13 protein-coding genes and 1 tRNA gene are annotated in these 17,939 nt (G+C 61.7%); 10 read left to right on the top strand and 4 right to left on the bottom strand.

What is annotated here, in order from left to right; all coding sequences use genetic code 11:
* Window positions 1-62 precede the first annotated feature (62 nt).
* Window positions 63-1,829: a SulP family inorganic anion transporter gene (locus VIM95_RS00630; protein WP_331981531.1), complete on the top strand. Its 1,767-nt coding sequence runs from the start codon at window positions 63-65 to the stop codon at window positions 1,827-1,829.
* A gap of 10 nt (window positions 1,830-1,839) precedes the next feature.
* Here VIM95_RS00630 and VIM95_RS00625 read toward each other — a convergent pair whose 3' ends face one another.
* Window positions 1,840-2,031 carry a CopG family transcriptional regulator gene (locus tag VIM95_RS00625; protein ID WP_331981528.1) on the bottom strand — a complete coding sequence of 64 codons (192 nt, stop codon included), beginning with the start codon at window positions 2,029-2,031 and terminating at the stop codon, window positions 1,840-1,842.
* Between the two features lie 162 nt (window positions 2,032-2,193).
* On the opposite strand from VIM95_RS00625, the gene VIM95_RS00620 reads away from it, so the two are divergent.
* Window positions 2,194-3,042 carry an ABC transporter substrate-binding protein gene (locus tag VIM95_RS00620; protein WP_331981525.1) on the top strand — a complete coding sequence of 283 codons (849 nt, stop codon included), beginning with the start codon at window positions 2,194-2,196 and terminating at the stop codon, window positions 3,040-3,042.
* 212 nt (window positions 3,043-3,254) lie between these two features.
* Here VIM95_RS00620 and VIM95_RS00615 read toward each other — a convergent pair.
* Window positions 3,255-3,344, bottom strand: a tRNA-Ser gene (locus tag VIM95_RS00615).
* 335 nt (window positions 3,345-3,679) lie between these two features.
* On the opposite strand from VIM95_RS00615, the gene VIM95_RS00610 reads away from it, so the two are divergent.
* From VIM95_RS00610 to VIM95_RS00580, 7 genes are all read left to right on the top strand, one after another.
* Window positions 3,680-4,654 (top strand): dienelactone hydrolase family protein, encoded by a 975-nt coding sequence (locus tag VIM95_RS00610; RefSeq protein ID WP_331981522.1) that lies wholly within the window; start codon window positions 3,680-3,682, stop codon window positions 4,652-4,654.
* 246 nt (window positions 4,655-4,900) lie between these two features.
* Complete coding sequence (locus tag VIM95_RS00605; protein ID WP_331981519.1) at window positions 4,901-5,587, top strand: Bax inhibitor-1/YccA family protein; 687 nt, start codon at window positions 4,901-4,903, stop codon at window positions 5,585-5,587.
* A gap of 141 nt (window positions 5,588-5,728) precedes the next feature.
* The gene (locus VIM95_RS00600; protein WP_331981516.1) at window positions 5,729-6,319 is read left to right on the top strand and encodes a malonic semialdehyde reductase; all 591 of its coding nucleotides are present in this window, start codon (window positions 5,729-5,731) and stop codon (window positions 6,317-6,319) included.
* Between the two features lie 30 nt (window positions 6,320-6,349).
* On the top strand, window positions 6,350-7,450 hold the full coding sequence (locus tag VIM95_RS00595; protein WP_331981513.1) for a hypothetical protein: 1,101 nt from the start codon (window positions 6,350-6,352) through the stop codon (window positions 7,448-7,450).
* Between the two features lie 324 nt (window positions 7,451-7,774).
* Window positions 7,775-9,328 carry a ShlB/FhaC/HecB family hemolysin secretion/activation protein gene (locus VIM95_RS00590; protein WP_331981509.1) on the top strand — a complete coding sequence of 518 codons (1,554 nt, stop codon included), beginning with the start codon at window positions 7,775-7,777 and terminating at the stop codon, window positions 9,326-9,328.
* A gap of 68 nt (window positions 9,329-9,396) precedes the next feature.
* Window positions 9,397-13,845 (top strand): beta strand repeat-containing protein, encoded by a 4,449-nt coding sequence (locus VIM95_RS00585; protein ID WP_331981506.1) that lies wholly within the window; start codon window positions 9,397-9,399, stop codon window positions 13,843-13,845.
* The gene (locus tag VIM95_RS00580; protein WP_331981503.1) at window positions 13,814-14,569 is read left to right on the top strand and encodes a FecR family protein; all 756 of its coding nucleotides are present in this window, start codon (window positions 13,814-13,816) and stop codon (window positions 14,567-14,569) included. The genes VIM95_RS00585 and VIM95_RS00580 overlap by 32 nt, the downstream gene beginning before the upstream one ends.
* 90 nt (window positions 14,570-14,659) lie before the next feature.
* Here VIM95_RS00580 and VIM95_RS00575 read toward each other — a convergent pair whose 3' ends face one another.
* Window positions 14,660-15,427, bottom strand: coding sequence for a class II glutamine amidotransferase (locus tag VIM95_RS00575; RefSeq protein ID WP_331981500.1), 768 nt, complete (start codon window positions 15,425-15,427; stop codon window positions 14,660-14,662).
* A gap of 131 nt (window positions 15,428-15,558) precedes the next feature.
* On the opposite strand from VIM95_RS00575, the gene fliD reads away from it, so the two are divergent.
* Window positions 15,559-16,938: a flagellar filament capping protein FliD gene (fliD, locus tag VIM95_RS00570; RefSeq protein WP_331981497.1), complete on the top strand. Its 1,380-nt coding sequence runs from the start codon at window positions 15,559-15,561 to the stop codon at window positions 16,936-16,938.
* Between the two features lie 71 nt (window positions 16,939-17,009).
* On the opposite strand, the gene fabI is transcribed toward fliD, so the two are convergent.
* Entirely contained in the window at window positions 17,010-17,792 is a 783-nt protein-coding gene (fabI, locus tag VIM95_RS00565; RefSeq protein WP_331981700.1) for an enoyl-ACP reductase FabI, read from the bottom strand.
* Window positions 17,793-17,939 lie beyond the last annotated feature (147 nt).

The following is a 17,939-nucleotide window of genomic DNA, read 5'->3' as shown; positions in this document are numbered from 1 at the left end:
GATGACCTAGATTCATATCTGATTCGTATTGAACGCACATCCGATGCGCCTGGGGAAGCTCCGTGATCGCCTTGCTTGATGCCTACCGTGCCGGCCTGCTGCGGCGTCAGCATTGGGCACCCAATGTCGTTTCCGGCCTGATCGTCGGGGTTGTGGCCTTACCGCTGGCCATGGCTTTCGCCATCGCGTCTGGCGCCAAGCCTGAGCAGGGAATCTACACCGCGATCATCGCCGGCTTGGCGGTGTCGGCCTTCGGTGGCAGTCGACTGCAGATCGCCGGCCCGACGGGGGCCTTTATCGTCATCCTTTCGGGTATTACCGCCAAATACGGTATTGCCGGCTTGCAGACCGCTACCCTCATGGCCGGGGCCATGCTGTTGATGCTGGGCTTGGCCAAGATGGGTGGGATCATCAAGTTCATCCCGGCGCCGGTGATCGTGGGCTTCACCAGCGGCATAGCGGTGATCATCTGGGTGGGGCAATGGCGGGAATTCCTGGGCCTGCCGGCGGTGGCCGGCGAGCATTTTCACGAGAAGCTATGGCATACCTTGCTGGTGCTACCTGAGCTGCACTGGCCTACCACCTTGCTGGCTTGCCTGTCGCTGCTGCTGGTGCTCCATGGGCCCAAGGTGCCGGGATTGCGCCGTATTCCCGGCCCGCTGATCGCCTTGCTGGCCGTGACCGTTCTGCAAGCGCTGTGTCAGCTGCCGGGTATCCGTACCATCGGCAGTACCTTCGGTGGCATTCCTGAGGGGCTGCCGTCCTTCCAGGTACCAGATCTGACTTTCCGGCATGTGATCGAACTGATCGGGCCAGCCTTTACCATCGCCATGCTGGGGGCGATTGAATCCTTGCTGTCGGCCGTGGTCGCCGACGGCATGGCCGGTACCCGCCATGACTCCAATCAAGAGCTGGTCGGACAAGGCATCGCCAATGTGCTGGCGCCGCTGTTCGGCGGCTTTGCCGCCACGGGCGCCATCGCCCGTACTGCCACCAATATCCGCAACGGGGGTACCAGCCCACTGTCGGGCATCACCCATGCCCTGACCCTGATGCTCACTATATTGTTTCTGGCGCCACTGGCTGCCAGCGTGCCCCTGGCCGCACTGGCAGCCATCCTGTTCGTGGTGGCCTGGAACATGAGCGAGGCGCGGCATTTTCTGAAAATGGCCCGCCGCGCACCGCGGGCGGATGTGATCATCCTGCTGGTCACCTTTATGCTGACCGTCTTCGCCGATCTGGTCGTTGCGGTAAACATCGGCGTCATTCTGGCCACGCTGCAGTTCCTGCGCCGCATGGCCTCGAGCGTTGAGGTCAGGCAGGCAACGGAGCAGGAGCTGCAACAAGAGTTCACCCACCAGGGCATCAGTCGCCTGCCGCCAGGTGTACTGGTCTTCGCAGTTGAAGGACCATTCTTCTTCGGGGCAGTGGAGAATCTGGAGCGGGCGCTGGCCGGTACCCATACCGACCCGCGGGTGTTGATCATCCGGCTGCGCTGGGTGCCCTTTATCGACATTACCGGGCTGCAGACCCTGGAGGAAGTGGTGCTCGATCTGCATTCGCGCCAGGTCAGGGTGATGCTCACCGGCGCCAACGCCCGGGTGCGGGAGAAGCTGCAGAAGGCGGGGTTGCTGGATCTGATCGGTGCCGAAAACTACTTCGCCGACCTGCGCCAAGCGCTGCTTGTGTGTCAGGAGCTGGCGGAGCAGGACCCGACAATGGCGCGAGCGCGCTCCATGTTGCTCAGCGAAGCGGCGGAAGGTGTCATCCGGGTCAGTCGCGATTACTTCAAGGTGCCGATGGGAACGGGGCGTGACGAAGAACGCTAGGCCCGCCGGATCACTTGACCTTGGGATTGCTGGTGGGCTTCTTGGAGGGGGTATAGCTCACGCCGTGCTTGGACAGGTAGTCTCGAATGAGCTGGCGGACGACTTGCGATGGGGTCAGGTCCTGCGCTGCGCACAGATCCTCGAAGGCCTTTTTCTTGGCGGGATCTATCAGTACAGTGAAGCGAGCGGTCTTGTTTTCCATCGAGCGGGTTTGCTAGGTATTCAATGTTAATCAAATTAGCATACAGCGCACATTGATTCAGGGGTAGTGCCATTTCCGAGATTGCTGCTCGGCCGGCACCGTCAACCAGGGCAAACAGCCGGCCCGGGCAGGCTGAGGAAAGCACAGAATATGCGCACAGCGATGCTTGCCGACCTGAACTGTCGGTACTCAACCTACCGGCAGATGGCCGCCCTGCTGCTTGGCGTATGTCTTGGCCTCATCAGCCTGCCAACACCGGCAGCGGACGCCGAGTTCCGGATACTCACTACCGAAGAGCCGCCGGCCAACTACACCGTCGGCAACGAGATCACCGGTATCACCACTGACGTGGTCAACGATCTTCGCGCACGCCTTGGGGAGAAGACCCCCATCGAGATCCAGCCGTGGTCGCGGGTGCAGCAGACCGCACAACTCCGGCCCAATGTGCTGATCTTCACGCTAGGCCGAACCCCTGAGCGGGTGGCCATGGGACTGACCTTCATCGGCCCCATCACTACCCGCAAGCACATGGTCTACAAGCGAACAGACAGCTACCTGAAAGTAGACAACTTTGAGGATATTACGCTGCACAATCTTATCGTCGGCGGCATGCGTGGCGACTGGCGTACCAAGCTGATGAAGGACCACGGCGCCCGGGTCGACGAGGCGGTCACCCACGCGGCGAGTTTGAAGCTGTTGATGCGCGGGCGTATTGATCTGATCGCAATATCGGATATGGAGCTGAAGGTGGATGCGGCCCTGGCCGGGGTGTCGCCCGACAAACTGACACCGGCTTTCGTGATCTCGGAAGCACCGGCCTTTATCGCTTTCTCCAAAGGGACGCCCGCAGCAACCATCAACCGATGGCAACGGGCGTTCGCGGAATTCCAGGCATCGGACGTGCCTGCCAAGTTGGCGAAGAAATGGGGGAGGGTACTCGGCGAACCGATGGGGTATGCGCCGGACAAGGGGTTTTACCTGACGGCTACGGAAGCAGGGATTACTCGGTAACAGCCAATCCGGCAGCCCCAGATGGTTGGATTTTGAACAGAGCCGCCTCTGGAAACGGCAACACCGGACGACCAGAGCAGGCCGGAGAACTGCCAAAGCAAGGTACGACACTGGCTCGGTGAAAATGGAGCGTCATCTCGCGCCAAAATGAATGGCATGCTCAGACTGATGAAGCGTGAAAATTCTGATTGATAAGGAATTTTCTCGAAACTTGGCGGAAGCGGTGAGATTCGAACTCACGGTAGGCTTACACCTACGGCGGTTTTCAAGACCGCTGCCTTAAACCACTCGGCCACGCTTCCTTTGGGGATGCCGGGAGGGAGCCCTCGCTCGGCAGCATCCCTTGCAGTACAAGGGAAATCAGGTCGCGCATGGTACCGCAAGCGCTCCGTTTTGACCATGCCCAGGCCGGTCACGGTTTGAACTTTGCGTCAGTCTGACGGGCGGGGTGCCGGCATGTTTGCTGTAGCTTACGTAACGGACGTGCGTCACGAGGCGTAGGTATCGTGCTTGTCCATACAGCAGCATTACACTTTGGCCTAGTTCGACCCTGTGCCGCCGGTACAACGACCTCGCGAGGTGATCTTTGAAAGTCGGTTTTTTGCGTCATCTATTCCATATGGTCTCTGTGGTCGCAATGACGCTGCCCGTGCTCGGCCAGGAAATCTACGACAACCTCTCGACCAAGCCGATCGGAAAGATCTATTTCAACAGCGTCACCCCCAGGAGCAAATGGGAGCTTGTGCATAGGAAATATGACAAGAAACCGGCGACGATTTGGGGAACGCTATATATGCCCGAGACTATCCAGGGCCGCGTTCCTGCCATGGTGATCTCTCACGGCTCAGCTGGCGTGCAACAAAAGGATATCGATCGCTGGGCGCGCCTGTTCAACCAAATGGGCATCGCGGCGTTCGTGGTGGACTCGTTTGGCGGCCGCGGCATCAGCAGTACCATCGACGACCAATTGCAGCTCAGTCCCGCCGCCAACGATGCCGATGCGCTGTTTGCCTTGAAACTGCTCAGCACCGATCCGCGTATCGACCCGAAGAAGATCGGGCAGATTGGATTCTCACGTGGCGGACACGTTGCCATGGACATGGTCCTTGAGGCTTTCCGCAAAGGCGTCCTCGACGATGACACGCGATTCGCCGCCCTGATCGGCTTCTATCCCGGATGTGCGCAGATCTGGTGGGAAGTGCCGCGGCCCACGTTGGCGGGCGCCCCTTTGATGTTGGCCTTGGGAGAGAAGGACAACTACACGCCAGCGCAGCACTGTCTCAATGTTGCGGACATCATGAGGCGTGATGGGCAATCCGTGGAGATACACCTCTACCCGGGGGCCTATCACGATTTCGATAACACAAAGGTTTACTTCCAGTACTTCCCAAGCGCAACAACGCTCCGTGAATGCCCCCTGGCCATGCTCGACGTGCTGCATGAAACCTACTACAGGTTGCCCGCAGGGGAGCGATACGACAGCCTGCAGACCATGAGTGCCGAGTACAAGCAATGTACTAGCAGAGGTGTCTCTGCCGGGGCCAATTTGGAGCAAGGCAGGAAATCCGAGGCAGATGTAAAGGCGTTCCTGACGAGCGCTCTGGGCTTGTAGCGTTGTTGCCGACGCACACAGCCGCAGAGGCGTTCATATGACTGGGCCAGGGTAAGGCACCGGCCCTGGACCCACCTGCTAGGGAGAAAACCGGGATGCATGGATGGCGCCGTGAGCACCCCATTGTGACCATGCCCGGCCGGCCACGGTTTGAAACTTTGCCCCTTTGCCGTAATCTGATGCACTGGGACACCCGGCATTGTGGCTGTGGTCTCCATAACGAACGTGCAATACGAGGAGCCGATTATGCAATCGAACTGGCAGACCGCCACCTATGAGCAGGGTTACGACCTTGCCGCCAGCCGCAACAAGGTGTTGCGCAATACCTATCTGCTGCTGGCGCTGTCCATGATTCCAACGGCGATCGGCGCGCTGGCGGGCGTGTCCATGCACTTCATGCTGCGTGGCTGGCTCGGTCCGCTGCTGTTCCTGGGCGTGAGCTTCGGTGCCTTCTATGGCATCGAGAAGACCAAGAATAGTCCGGTTGGCGTGGGCCTGCTGCTGGCGTACACCGGCTTCATGGGCCTGTGGCTGTCGCAATACCTGCAGATCGCGCTGCGCTTTGCCAATGGTCCGCAGATGATCGCCATGGCGGCAACAGGGACCGCGGCCATCTTCTTTACCCTGGCGACGGTGGCAACGGTGACCAAGAAGGATTTCTCCTTCATGGGCAAGTTCCTGTTCGTGGGCCTCGTGCTGCTGGTGCTGGCTTCGCTGGCCAACATCTTTCTGGCCATCCCGGCACTGAGCCTGACCGTGTCGGTGATCGCCACGCTGATCTTCTCGGCCTACATCCTGTACGATGTCAGTCAGATCGTGAACGGTGGTCAGACCAATTACATCACCGCTACGTTGCAGCTCTATCTCGACATCTACAACGTGTTTATCAGCCTCCTGAATCTGTTGATGGCCTTCAGCGGTGATCGAGAATAAGCGGCGCCCAGCTACTTGCGCTCGCACCACAAACGCCCCGCCTTGCGGGGCGTTTTCATTGCTGCACGCGGGCTTAGGCTGGCATTCGGCCGTATGGCCGGCTATCCTTGGCCCCATCTTGATCCTGCGACCATTTCGACCATGAAACACCCCTTGGCCAACCCGGCACTCGAGCAACTGTTCCTGAACGCCCGCACTTACTCTGGTTTTACCGATCAGCCGGTGGAAGATGCCACCCTGACTGCCTTGTATGACCTGCTCAAGTGGGGACCGACCAGCGCCAATGCCTCCCCGGCCCGCTTCGTGTTCGTGAAGTCGGCCGCTGCCAAGGCCAAGCTGGAACCGGCCCTCTCGGAAGGTAATCGCGCCAAGACCCTCAAGGCTCCGGTGACCGTGATCGTGGCGCATGACCTGGCGTTCTACGATCAACTACCCACCCTGTTCCCGCACTCCGACGCCCGCAGCTGGTTTGCCGGCAACGAAGCACTGATTCAGACCACTGCCTTCCGCAACGGTACGCTGCAAGGCGCTTACCTGATGCTGGCGGCGCGAGCCCTGGGCCTCGACTGCGGTCCGATGTCGGGTTTTGACAACGCCAAGGTGGATGCGGCCTTCTTTGCCGGCACTACCGTCAAGTCGAACTTCCTGATCAACCTTGGCTACGGTGCCGAGGACGGGGTGTACGCCCGCAACCCGCGTCTGCCGTTCGACGCGGCCTGCCGTATCGAATAAAGACGATAACAGGGAGTGGCTGGCGCCAACATGGCCGAAACCAACAAGCCGCAATGGGATATCTGGAAGGAGCTGGACGAATTGCGCCAGCGCCACAAGGAACTCGCGCCCATGTTCGCCCGCATCGGCGTGGCGCCCGAGTTCGCGCAGATGATCAACAACCTGCGGCTCGACGTGCAGCGCCGGCCACCCTCGCCCCCGATCAGCACCAACGAACGCGACAAGGATGCGACGGCCGCAGAGGAGTACAAGCGCGCCTTCGCCTCACACTATGAAGAGGTCTTCTTCAAGGTTGAGAGCTGTTTGCGCATGCCCTGGCCGCCTGAGACCCAGTACCTGGTACCGGGCATACAGGAAGAGCTCAACAGCCTGCGTCGTACCCTGGCCAAGAACCCGCTGGTTTCGCCCTCGCTAGACCGCCTGGATGCGCTGATCGACGAATATGCCGATCTTGAAAAGATGGATGAGCGGCTGGACCGTGCCGCCATCGAAGCCCGCAAGGGCCAACTGATCGAGGTGTTGGGCTTTCCGCTGATCGTGCGGCGCCAGCTGGCGCACCCGGAATGGGAGCTGCTGCCCGCGCTGGCGAGCGATGCATATCGCGAATTGCTCAGGACCAAGATCGAGAACTACCGTATCGCCGGCTGGTTGCAGTCCAGGCTGTACGACAAGTGGTATATCGCGCTCGAATTCGACGCCATCTGGGCCCGCCTTAAGCGCGATGCCAACGACCGTGAGCGCATCATCAGCCAGCTCAAGCTCAATTGGCCCAAGCTGGGCAACTGGGCGCCGGACTTTCCGCATGCCGACCTGGTCTGGTACCTGCTGCTAGTGCTGTGCTGCGTGGTGGCGCTGTTCATGGAGTGGTGGTTCGCTGCTGGCGCCTTGCTGGTCTGGCTGCAATTGTCGGTCATCATCGAGAAGCACCATGCCCAGTTGGTGGTCAAGCGACGCCAGGCCCTGCTCTTGGAGTGTGGCCGCTTCAAGCGCATTCGCGATTCCATCTCTTCCGGCAAGTTCGATGCCAGCACCGTGTTACGCCAGCTCAAGCAGTTCAATTTCCGTCACTACGTCTCGGAAGAGGGGATGCACCTGCTGCAATCCATGTCCATCGGCGGCGGTGGCATCTAGTATTCAGCTGGCTTAGCGTATTTTTATCGCCCTACATTCGAGCTTTAGATAATTCTTATCTGGTGCGGATAGGGAGAGCGATCTAAAGTGGTTCTGTGTAGCGCGCCCTTTTGGCCAGTGTAGCGAATCTAAGTAATTGAAAAACTGAGGTTATTGCAGGGCTCTGTCGAGTGCGTTGAGGTTTTCCGCCGACCGGCGGCGGGGCCGGATCAGGGGAGAGCCGTCGCCGAGGTTATTTTGACGGTGAGCGCCGGGGTTTCCTTTCTGCATGTGCTGCTCCCTAACGCGCGGCTTGTAAAATATTAAAAGGCTCTTGAGGTCAGGATGAGTAGATCCCCGGTCATCGTATCGCTCTTGGCGTGCGCCGCTGTATGGGCGTACGGCCAGGACACGCTGCAGTTTCCGGTGCGGCGGTACCGCGTGGAGGGCAATACGGTATTGCCGGAAGCCCGTATCCAGGCCGCGCTGGCGCCGTTTACCGGAGAATCCCGTGATTTTTCGGACGTCCAGCATGCGCTGGAGACCCTGGAGGGCCTTTACCGCAGCGCCGGCTACGGTGCCATGCAGGTCTACCTACCCGAACAGGAACTGCGGCAGGGGGTGGTGCAGATCAAGGTGATCGAGCCCCGCTTGGGCCAGGTTCATATTCAGGGTAACGAGTACTTTGGTGCGGACAATGTCCGCCGCGCTTTGCCTGCGCTGCATGAGGGTCAGGTGCCCAATACCGGCGCCATGGCAGAGAGCCTGCGGCTGGCCAATGAGAACCCCTCCCGCCGTGTGGCGGCGACATTGCAGGCCGGTGCTGCACCGCAAACGGTCGATGCCGCGATCAAGGTCGAGGACGAGAAGCCTTGGCGGGTCTTTACCAGCGTGGACAACACTGGCAGCGAGGAGACGGGCAAGACCCGCCTGGCGGTGGGTTATCAGCACGCCAATCTGTTTGATCGCGACCAGGTCCTCACGGCCCAGTTCACCACCTCGCCCGAGAAGCCCGGCAAGGTCCGCCTGTTTGGTCTGGGCTACAAGCTGCCCCTTTACGACTTGGGCGATAGCCTCAGCCTCTATGCCGGCTATTCCAGCGTCGATTCCGGCGCGCTGCAGGGGCTCTTCAACGTCAGCGGCAAGGGCAAGGTGGCCGGCGCCCGCTATGCACAGGCGCTGCCGAGCTTGGGTGCCTACCAGCAAAAGCTCTTGTGGGGCCTGGATTGGCGTCGCTTCGATACCGACAGCGAATTCCTCGGCTCCAGCTTGCCGAGCAGCAGCTACACCTTGCGGCCCATCAGCCTGGGCTACCAGGCGCAGCGGCAGGACAGCGGCTGGTCTTGGGACTGGAATGCCAGCCTGGCCCACAACCTGTCCACCGGCGAGGATCTGGCCCTGGTCTCGGGCCGCAGCAACGCCAAGGACCGCTATACCGTCGCCCGCCTGGGCGGCAACCTCTATTACAGCCTGCCGCGCGACTGGAGTACCCATATTGCACTCAGTGCCCAGTTCACCGGCGATGCCCTGCCACCGGCCGAGCAGTTGGGATTGGGCGGCGTAGCCAGTGTGCGCGGCTATGGCGAGCGGGTATTGGCCGACGATGAGGGCGTACTCGGCAGCCTGGAAGCTTTCAGTCCCGATGTAGGCAGCCTGCTGGGTTGGAAAGAAGGGCTGCTGCGTGGCGTCGCCTTTGTCGACTACGGGCATGTAAGCCGTAACCACGCCCTGCCGGGCGAGAACAATGGCGCCACCCTGGCCGGCGCGGGTCTAGGCCTGCGCCTGGGCTGGGGCCGCCGTGCCAGCTTGCGCCTGGATGTGGCGCAGGCCTTGAAGGATGGCGGGGGCGAAAGCAAGGGTGATACCAAGGTCCACTTCTCGGCCACCTTGTCGTACTGATTTGACCGTTGTTTGTATTCCGGGCCGCATTACCGCCCGGCCACCCGAGCAGGGTGGAAGGAGAGAGCATGAAGACGTCGCAGCCCTCGCGTTTTGCCCTGAATGGTTTGTTTGTCGCCATCGCAGCCTGCTACGCATCGCAGGCCTTGGCCAACCCCAGCGGGGCCACGGTGGTGGCCGGCTCAGCCGGCATCCAGCAGCAGGGTAACAACCTGGTGGTGACCAATACCCCAGGCGCCATCATCAATTGGTCGGCTTTCTCCATCGGTGCCGGCGAGACTACCCGCTTTATCCAGCAGCATGCCGCCAGTGCCGTGCTCAACCGGGTCACTGGGCAGGACCCGTCACAGATTCTGGGTACGCTGCAGTCCAATGGCCGGGTGTTCCTGATCAACCCCAACGGCATCGTCTTCGGCCAGGGGGCGCAGGTCGATACCGCCGGCCTCGTGGCCTCCACGCTCAATATCAGCGACGACGACTTCAAAGCCGGCAAACTGCGCTTCGATGGCGCGGGCGCCGGTAGTATCCGCAATGCCGCCCATATCACCACGCCCAGCGGTGGTTTTGTCTATCTGATCGCCCCCGAGGTCGGGAACAGCGGCGTAGTGGTCTCGCCCAAGGGCGAGATCCTGCTGGCTGCCGGCAGCAGCGTGGAGCTGGTGGACGGTGTCGATACCAGCCTCCGGGTCAAACTGCAGGCACCTGCAGGGCAGGTGCTCAATGTCGGCCAGTTGATCGCCGAGCAAGGTCGTATCGGTGTATTCGCGGCTGCCATCCGGCAGCAGGGCCTGGTCAGCGCCAACCGGGTGGAGCAGGGAGCGGATGGCCGTGTTGTGTTCAAGGCCGGCGGCGGGGACATCACGCTGGCCGTGGGTAGCGTGACCGAGGCCCATGGTGGCCAGGTGCTGGTGGACGCCGGCAACGGCGATACGCTGCACTATGGCAGCCTGGATGTATCCAGCGCCCAGGGCAAGGGCGGCGAAGCCCAGTTGCTGGGTGGCCGGGTGGGCTTGTTCGGTAGTGCAACGGTGGATGCCCGCGGACGCGACGGCGGCGGTACCGTGCTGCTTGGTGGCGACTATCAAGGCAAGAACCCGGCAACACACAACGCCAGCCAGACCGTGCTCGCCAGCAGCGCCAGTATCGATGCCAGCGCCACCGGCCAGGGCGACGGTGGTAAGGTCATACTTTGGTCCGACAAGCATACTGTTGCGCAGGGCAGCATCGCGGCGCGTGGCGGCAACAGTGGTGGTGATGGGGGCTTTGTCGAGGTGTCCGGCAAGGAGATCCTGGACTTCTACGGCCAGGTCGATACCACGGCGCTCAAAGGCAAGATGGGTACCCTGCTGCTGGACCCGACCGATCTTGATGTCATCAACTGCATGTCGAGCTGCGGCTTCAGCCTACCGGTCATCAACTTCGGTGATCTGCCGTCTGGTTCGTCCACCATCCTGGGTGCCACGCTCAGTGCCGCCACCACCAACGTCAGCCTGCAGGCCACCAATAGCATCAATTTCTGGGACCCGGTCTCCGTTGCCGGTGCGGGGCTTTCGCTGACGGCGGAGGCGGGCAATTCCATCAATGTCTACAACACCATCTACGCCCCAGCGGCCGTGACGCTCAAGGCGCCATCGCTTTATGTCGCCGCCAACGTCAACGCCGGTGGCAAGGTCCATCTGCAGGCAGATGGTCTGGTCATCAGCGGCGGTTGTGGTGCGCTGGTGAGCGCCCCGACGGTAGCAATCGACCCCTATAGCGCGAGCTTTGGCCTTGAAATCGGTGGCTGCGGTGCCGGTGGCACCCTGACCTTGAGCACCGGTACCCTGGGCGGCATCGACCCGACTGCCAGTCTGATCCTGCAGGGCAGCAATGTGGCGCTCAATAGCACGCTGAACCGTAGTGGCGACACCATCATGGTCGCCTCCAGCGCCTTCAACAGCACCGTTGCCAATATGAGTATCGGTGGCCGCTACCTGGTCTACACCGTTGACCCTGTCACCAGCAATCGTAACGGTGCCGGCACCTACGGTAAGCACTACGATGTCAGCTTTACCGGCGCCACGCCCAGCTATGCCAGCAGCGGCAACTGGTTCCTCTACAGCACCGCGCCGGTGCTGCAGGTGAAGTCGAACGGCGGCACAGTCAGCTACGGCAGCGGCCTGCCTACCGGCTACAGCATCGACCCGGCCGGCTTGATCGATAGCGACACGCTCACCACCGCCGGTCTCTCCGGCACGGCTACCTTTGATGCAGTCAACGCCGGCAGATCCGGCTCCGGCAATATCGCGGTTGGCACCTGGGGCGTGGATTACCTGGGGGGGCTGCTTTCCAGCCTGGGCTATCGGTTTGCTTCCACCAGCAATACCGTGACCGTGAACCCGGTCTCGCTGACCGTCAGTGGCAGTGCCGGCAGCAAGGTCTACGACGGTACGACCAACTTCAATCTGGCCGGTACCGTGCTGAGCGGGATACTGGCGGGCGATGTGGTGCAGGCAGCCGGTAGCGGTAGCTTCCTCGATAAGAACGTGGGTACCGGCAAGACCATCAATACAGCCAACTTGGCACTGCAGGGGGCGGACGCGGGCAACTATGCACTGACCACGGCCGGCGGCACCCTGACTGGCGACATTACCCCGGCGCTACTTACGCTTTCCAATGTGGTAGTGGCCAACAAGGCCTACGACGGCAATACCAAGGCCACCCTCAACAGCTATGGTCTGGGCGGATTGATCGCCGGTGATGACGTGCGGAGCGCAGGCGGTAGCGGCCAGTTTATCGATAAGAATGTCGGAGCCGGCAAGCTGGTCACTATCACCGGTGTGCAGCTCAGCGGCCTTGATGCTGGTAACTATCAACTCGCGGCTGGCGGGGCGAGCGGTCATGCCGACATCACCCGGGCGGCCAGCGCTACCTGGGTGGGTGGGGCCTCGAGCAACTGGAGCGATCCGGCCAACTGGGCAGGTGGTGTATTGCCCGATCTGGGCAACGTTGCCAGCGTCAATCTGCCGGCCGGTGCCAGCGTCTTGTTCGACGGCGCGGCCGGGAATGTACAGCTCGACGCCATCAACTCTGCCGGTCGCGTGATCATGGCGGGTGGCCAGCTTGATGTTGGCGGCACGCTCAGTACCGCCCAGTGGCAGCAGAGCGGCGGCGCAGTACTGGCTGGCAATATGACGGTGACGCAGTCCTTCTTGCAGACTGGCGGCAGCATCCGCGTGCCTACCGGTTTGTTCTCGGTCAATCAGGCCAGTGGTGATCTGCTACTGGGTGATATCCAGGCCGCCAATGCCAATGTGACCGCAGCCGGCAATATCAGCCAGAGTGTCGCGGTACGCTTTACCGGGCAGAGCAAATTCAGTGGCGCTGCCATTACGTTGGCCTCGGCCGGCAATGATCTCGGTACCGTCTCCACCAGCGCAACCGGTGCGGTGGAGCTGCACGACGACGTAGGCGACCTGGTGCTGGGGCAGGTGAGCAGTGGTGGCGCCGTCAAGTTGGTCGGTGCCGGCAATGTGCTGGGCAGCGGTACCGGCCCCCACGTGCAGGCCGGCAGCGCCAATATAGCGGCTGGTGGCAATATCAGCGGCCTGAGCCTGGCCGTGGATCAACTGACGCTGCAGGCGCCAGGCAATATCACCCTGAGCAACCAGAAGGCGACCCAGTTGCTGGCTGCTACAGCGGGCGGGAACCTGTCCATCGAGACCTTTGGCGGGCTGACCACGGTTGGCCTGGTCGAGGTCGGCGGTGGTGCCAGCCTGATCACCCATAGCCCCTTGCAGATTGGTACCGGTGGCATCCGTGCCGGCAACGGCATCCGCCTGCTGGCCAATAGTAGCAGTTCCGGCAATGACAACGTCACCATCAACGGTGATCTGGCTGTGGCCAGCGGCAATTGTGAGGTGCAGGCCGGTGGCAGCGTGATGCAGAACGCCAATATCAGCACCCAGGGCGGCAGCATCAAGCTGGCGGCCTTGGGCGGCGATCTGATCATGGCGCCCGGTGCGTCCTCCGTCTCCAACGGTGGCGCCATTGGCTACAACGCCCGGGGCAACCTGGTATTGGCGCTGCTGGATGCCGGTGTCGGTCCTGTCGATCTGGCCGCCGCGCAAGGCAGCATCCTCTCGGCCGTGCCTGGCAGCGTGAATATCCATGGCGGCGCGCTCACCGCCAGTGCCGATGGCAGCATCGTGTTGCGTACCACGGTACCAGCCGCGAGCCAGAAACTGCAGAGCGCCGTCGGTATCGTCGTCATTAGCGATGGGCAGGGTAATGCGCTACCGGGTACATCCACCGGTGGGCTCAGCAATTCGCCGGACAGTGCCGGCATCCTGATCCGTGCCGGCAATGCCACCACCAATCTCGTCAATACCGGTGGCAGCCAGGGCGATGGCGCAACGGGCGGCGCGGCTGGCGGCCAGGGTAAGGCCGCAAGCGATAGCAAGCAAGGTACGACCGGCAATGGCTCAAATGAGCAGGGACAAGACAATGCAAAGAACAAGAAACCCAAGAAGTGCTGATGCCAGTCGCCTCTGCCGGCTGATACTGCCCTTGCTGGGCAGCTTGGCGCTGGCCGCACAGGCGGCGCCAGCCGGCACGGTTACCCAGTTGGCCGGCGTGCTCACCGCACAGAAGGTCGATGGCGGGGCCAAGATCCTGGGCTTGATGTCGGGCGTGGATAGCGGCGATCTGCTCAGTACCGCCGGCAATACCTATGCACGCATCAAGTTCACCGATGGCGGAGAGCTGACCCTGCGCCCCAATACCCAGCTCCGGGTCGATGACTACCACTTCGACCAGGCCCGCCCGCAAGAGGACAATGCCTTCTTCCGCTTGATCAAGGGTGGTCTGCGTGCGGTCACTGGGCTGGTGGGCAAGCGCAACAGCCTGGATGCCTACCGTATGGCCACACCGACCGCGACCATAGGCATTCGCGGTACCGACTGGGGCGCGCTGTATTGCGAGAATGACTGTGGCGGTTACGTCAACAACAATGGCCGGACCCCGCAGCCCGGCCTGTATGTCGACGTGAGCAGCGGCCAGATCATCGTGACCAACCCGCAAGGTAGCCAGCATTTCAGCCCTGGCCAGTTCGGCTTTATCGGTAACAACCAGCCTCCGGTGGTCATGCCTCAGGGCAATGGCGTGCCGATCTCGACCGACAAGGGTCTCAACAAGCCGCCGGAAGCTGTACTGGGCAAGGAGAACAACCCCAAGGACTTCCAGTGCACCATTGATGGCTGAGACCGCATTGCTGCCAAACAAAGCGCCCGGATTGTCCGGGCGTTTTTCATTGCGACGACTTGGCGGCTGCCGGGTGAGCTGCTCCGGCGCTCAGATCAGCGTAGGCAAACCATCGGCGAACACGATCAACTCACCGGCTTCCATCTTGGTCCATTGCTCGTTGTCGGTCAGCGGCTCGGTAGCGATCAGCGCAACGCGGTCACTGGGGGTGGTCAGCGCATCGAAGTCTACGCTCACGTCCTGGTCGACCAGGTGGGCCTGGCCAAAGGGCGCCTGACGGACGATGTACTGTAGCTTGGTGGCACAGTGCGCAGCCAGCCAACGGCCATTGGAAAGCAGGAAGTTGAGCGAACCATGCTGGGCAAGTTCCGCTACCAAGGGCTTCATGGCAGCGTGTAGCTCCTGCGGTGAGGGCTCGGTGGGGAAGCGCGCCAGCAAGGATTCCAGCAGCCAGCAGAAGGCATGCTCGCTGTCGGTGTCGCCCACCGGCGTAAAGCGGTTGCTCTGCAGTGTAGGCAACGTCTTCAGGTCGCCATTGTGGGCAAACAACCAATAATGGCCCCACAGCTCGCGCATAAAGGGGTGGGTGTTGGCCAGTGAGATCCGTCCGACCGTGGCCTTGCGGATATGCGCGATTACATTGGTCGACTTGATCGGATAATTGCGGACCAACTCGGCGATCGGCGAGACGCAGGAGGACTGCCAGTCGAGGAAGGTGCGGCAACCGCGACCCTCGAAGAAGCCTATGCCCCAGCCATCGGCATGGTGGTCAGTCTCCCCGCCGCGGCGGCGGAAACCATCAAAGGAAAAACAGATATCGGTGGGCACATTGCAATTCATGCCCAGTAGCTGGCACATCGTTCTAGTCCTGGAACTTCCGCAATAACAAGGGTTTATCGGCCGGGCGGCGTTGGATTGATCGGCCGTGGCGACTATCCTTGAAGCGAGACTGTTGCTCAGCTTGCGCGCGCCGTCAATGCGGGGTTGTCATGAATCTGTCCTCCATCGCCTCCAACCTCAGCCGTACCTATAGCCTGTTCGGCAACGAGATCCGCCTGCAGGATGGCCAACTGGGCCAATTATCCGGGCTTGGCAACGTTACCGATGGCGCCTTGTCGTCCTCGCAGGTGCGGCTTTCGGGTTATGGTCGGTTGCAATCCGCCCTGTCGGTACTGGGTGATAGTGCGCGCAAATACGACACTGCCAGCGAAGTAGCCGGCTACAGCGCCAGCAGCAAGCAGCCCGGCCTGAACGCTACCGTCGACAAGCCCGGTACCTCCAACGCCCCCAGCAAGGCCAGCAAATTCGAGGTGGACGTAACCCAGCTGGCGCAGTCGCAACGCGTACAGAGCCAGAACTTTGCCGATGCCGATACCACCCAGCTCGGCGGTGGGTCGTTGCGCATCCAGTTTGGTCGCCTCAATGGTGGCGGCGACACTTTCACCCCCACCGGCCAGGCCAGCCGTACCATCACCCTCAGTGCCGCGGATAGCACGCTCAATGGCATCGCTTCTGCGGTTAACCGGGCCAATGTGGGCATCAGCGCCAAGGTGGTACAGGACAGCAATGGCAACCGGCTGGAGTTCACCGGCAAGAACACCGGCGCCGACCAGGTCTTCCAGGTCCTGGTTGGCGACAATGATGGTAATAACACCGACAGCGCGCAGGGCCTCTCGCGCTTGGCTTACGACCCGGCCGGGGCGGTAGGTTCCGGGCGTAACCTCAGCCTGCAGCGCAGTGCGCAGGATGCCGCCATTACGGTGGATGGGCAGCAGCGTACCAGCAGTACCAACAGCCTGCGCGCAGCCGTGCCGGGCGTGAACCTCAGCTTCAGCGCGACCGGCAAGGCTACGGTCGAGATTGGCCGTGACCTGAGCCAGGCCAGCCAGGCCGCCAAGGCCCTGGCCAGCGCCTACAACATCTTCCAGGGGCAGCAGGACGATATTGCGCAGGATGGCCTGACCCGCAAGGTCAGCGCCCAGGTCGACAAGGTGGTGGATAGTAGCGAGACTGGCAGCGGACAGAACCGGCTGACGCTGGCACAGGTTGGCCTCAAGCGTGATGCGAGCGGCAAGCTGGCGCTCGACGAGAAGCAGTTCCAACAAGCCTTCAGCAAGGATGCCGAAGGTGTCACCAGCCTCTTGGCCAAGAGTGCTAAGGCCTTCGAAACGGCGGGGGCAGATGCCCAGTCCAGCGTACAGCGGGTTGGCAATGCCGCGCTGCGTGGCCTGGGGGGCGATGGCAGTTTTGCCAGCCAGGCCCTGCAATTGCAGAATCAGCTGGGATCACAACGTAGCGGCCAGAGCTACTCGCCCACCACCCAGAACTTGTATGGGCTGTCGCAGTATTTGTCTGTCGCCGGTTTATAGCTGGCGTGGCGGCTTACAAAGCGAAACAGCCCGGCTAGACCGGGCTGTTTTATTGGCGGTTGGCGCTCCGCTTATTCATCCATACCTGCGGCGACGGTGCTGTAACCACCGTCCACATGCATGATCTCACCGGTCACTGCCGAGGAGAGGTCGGACAGCAGGAAGGCGGCCACATTGCCCACTTCCTCGATGGTCACGTTGCGCTTGAGCGGCGCGGACTGCTCGACGTGGTGCAGGATCTTGGAAAAGCCGGCGATGCCGGCGGCGGCCAGGGTCTTGATCGGGCCGGCCGAGATACCGTTCACGCGGATGCCCTGCGCGCCCAGCGAGGAGGCCATATAGCGGACATTCGCTTCCAGGCTGGCCTTGGCCAGGCCCATCACGTTGTAGTTCACCACCGCGCGCTCGGCACCCAGGTAGCTCAGAGTCAGGAGGGCGGCGTTGTCGCTCAGCTGCGGGCGCAGGGCCTTGGCCAGTGCGGCAAAGCTGTAGCTGCTGATATCGTGGGCGATCTGGAAGGCTTCGCGGCTGACCGAATCCAGATAGTCACCGGAGAGCGCTTCGCGCGGCGCAAAGCCGATCGAATGCACTACACCGTCTACCTTGTCCCAGGCCTTGCCCAGGTCAGCCGCCATGGCGGCGATCTCTTCATCCGAGCTCACGTCGCAGCGCAGCACGATCTCGCTGCCCAGCTCCTTGGCCATCTCGACCACGCGGTCCTTGAGCTTGTCGTTGACGTAGGTAAACGCCAGGGTGGCGCCTTCGCGCTGGCAGGCTTTGGCGATGCCGTAGGCGATCGAACGATTCGACAGCAGGCCGGTGATCAGAATTTTCTTGTCGGCGAGAAAGCCCATCTTGGTCTCTTCCTGTACATAACGATGGGCGATTGTAGCCGCGCCAGCGCCGCCGGCCAACGCCGGTGCACCGGTCAATCGCTTGATTTGGCGGGCCTTGGCGGGACGTAATCGCTGCTGTGGCAAGGCCTGCCGCCTGCTAGAAAG

It is taken from the genome of Chitinimonas sp. (assembly GCF_036568685.1).
GTDB lineage: Bacteria > Pseudomonadota > Gammaproteobacteria > Burkholderiales > Chitinimonadaceae > Chitinimonas.
The sequence above is the reverse complement of the archived record's forward strand: the minus strand, read 5'-3'. Positions and strand labels throughout refer to the sequence as shown.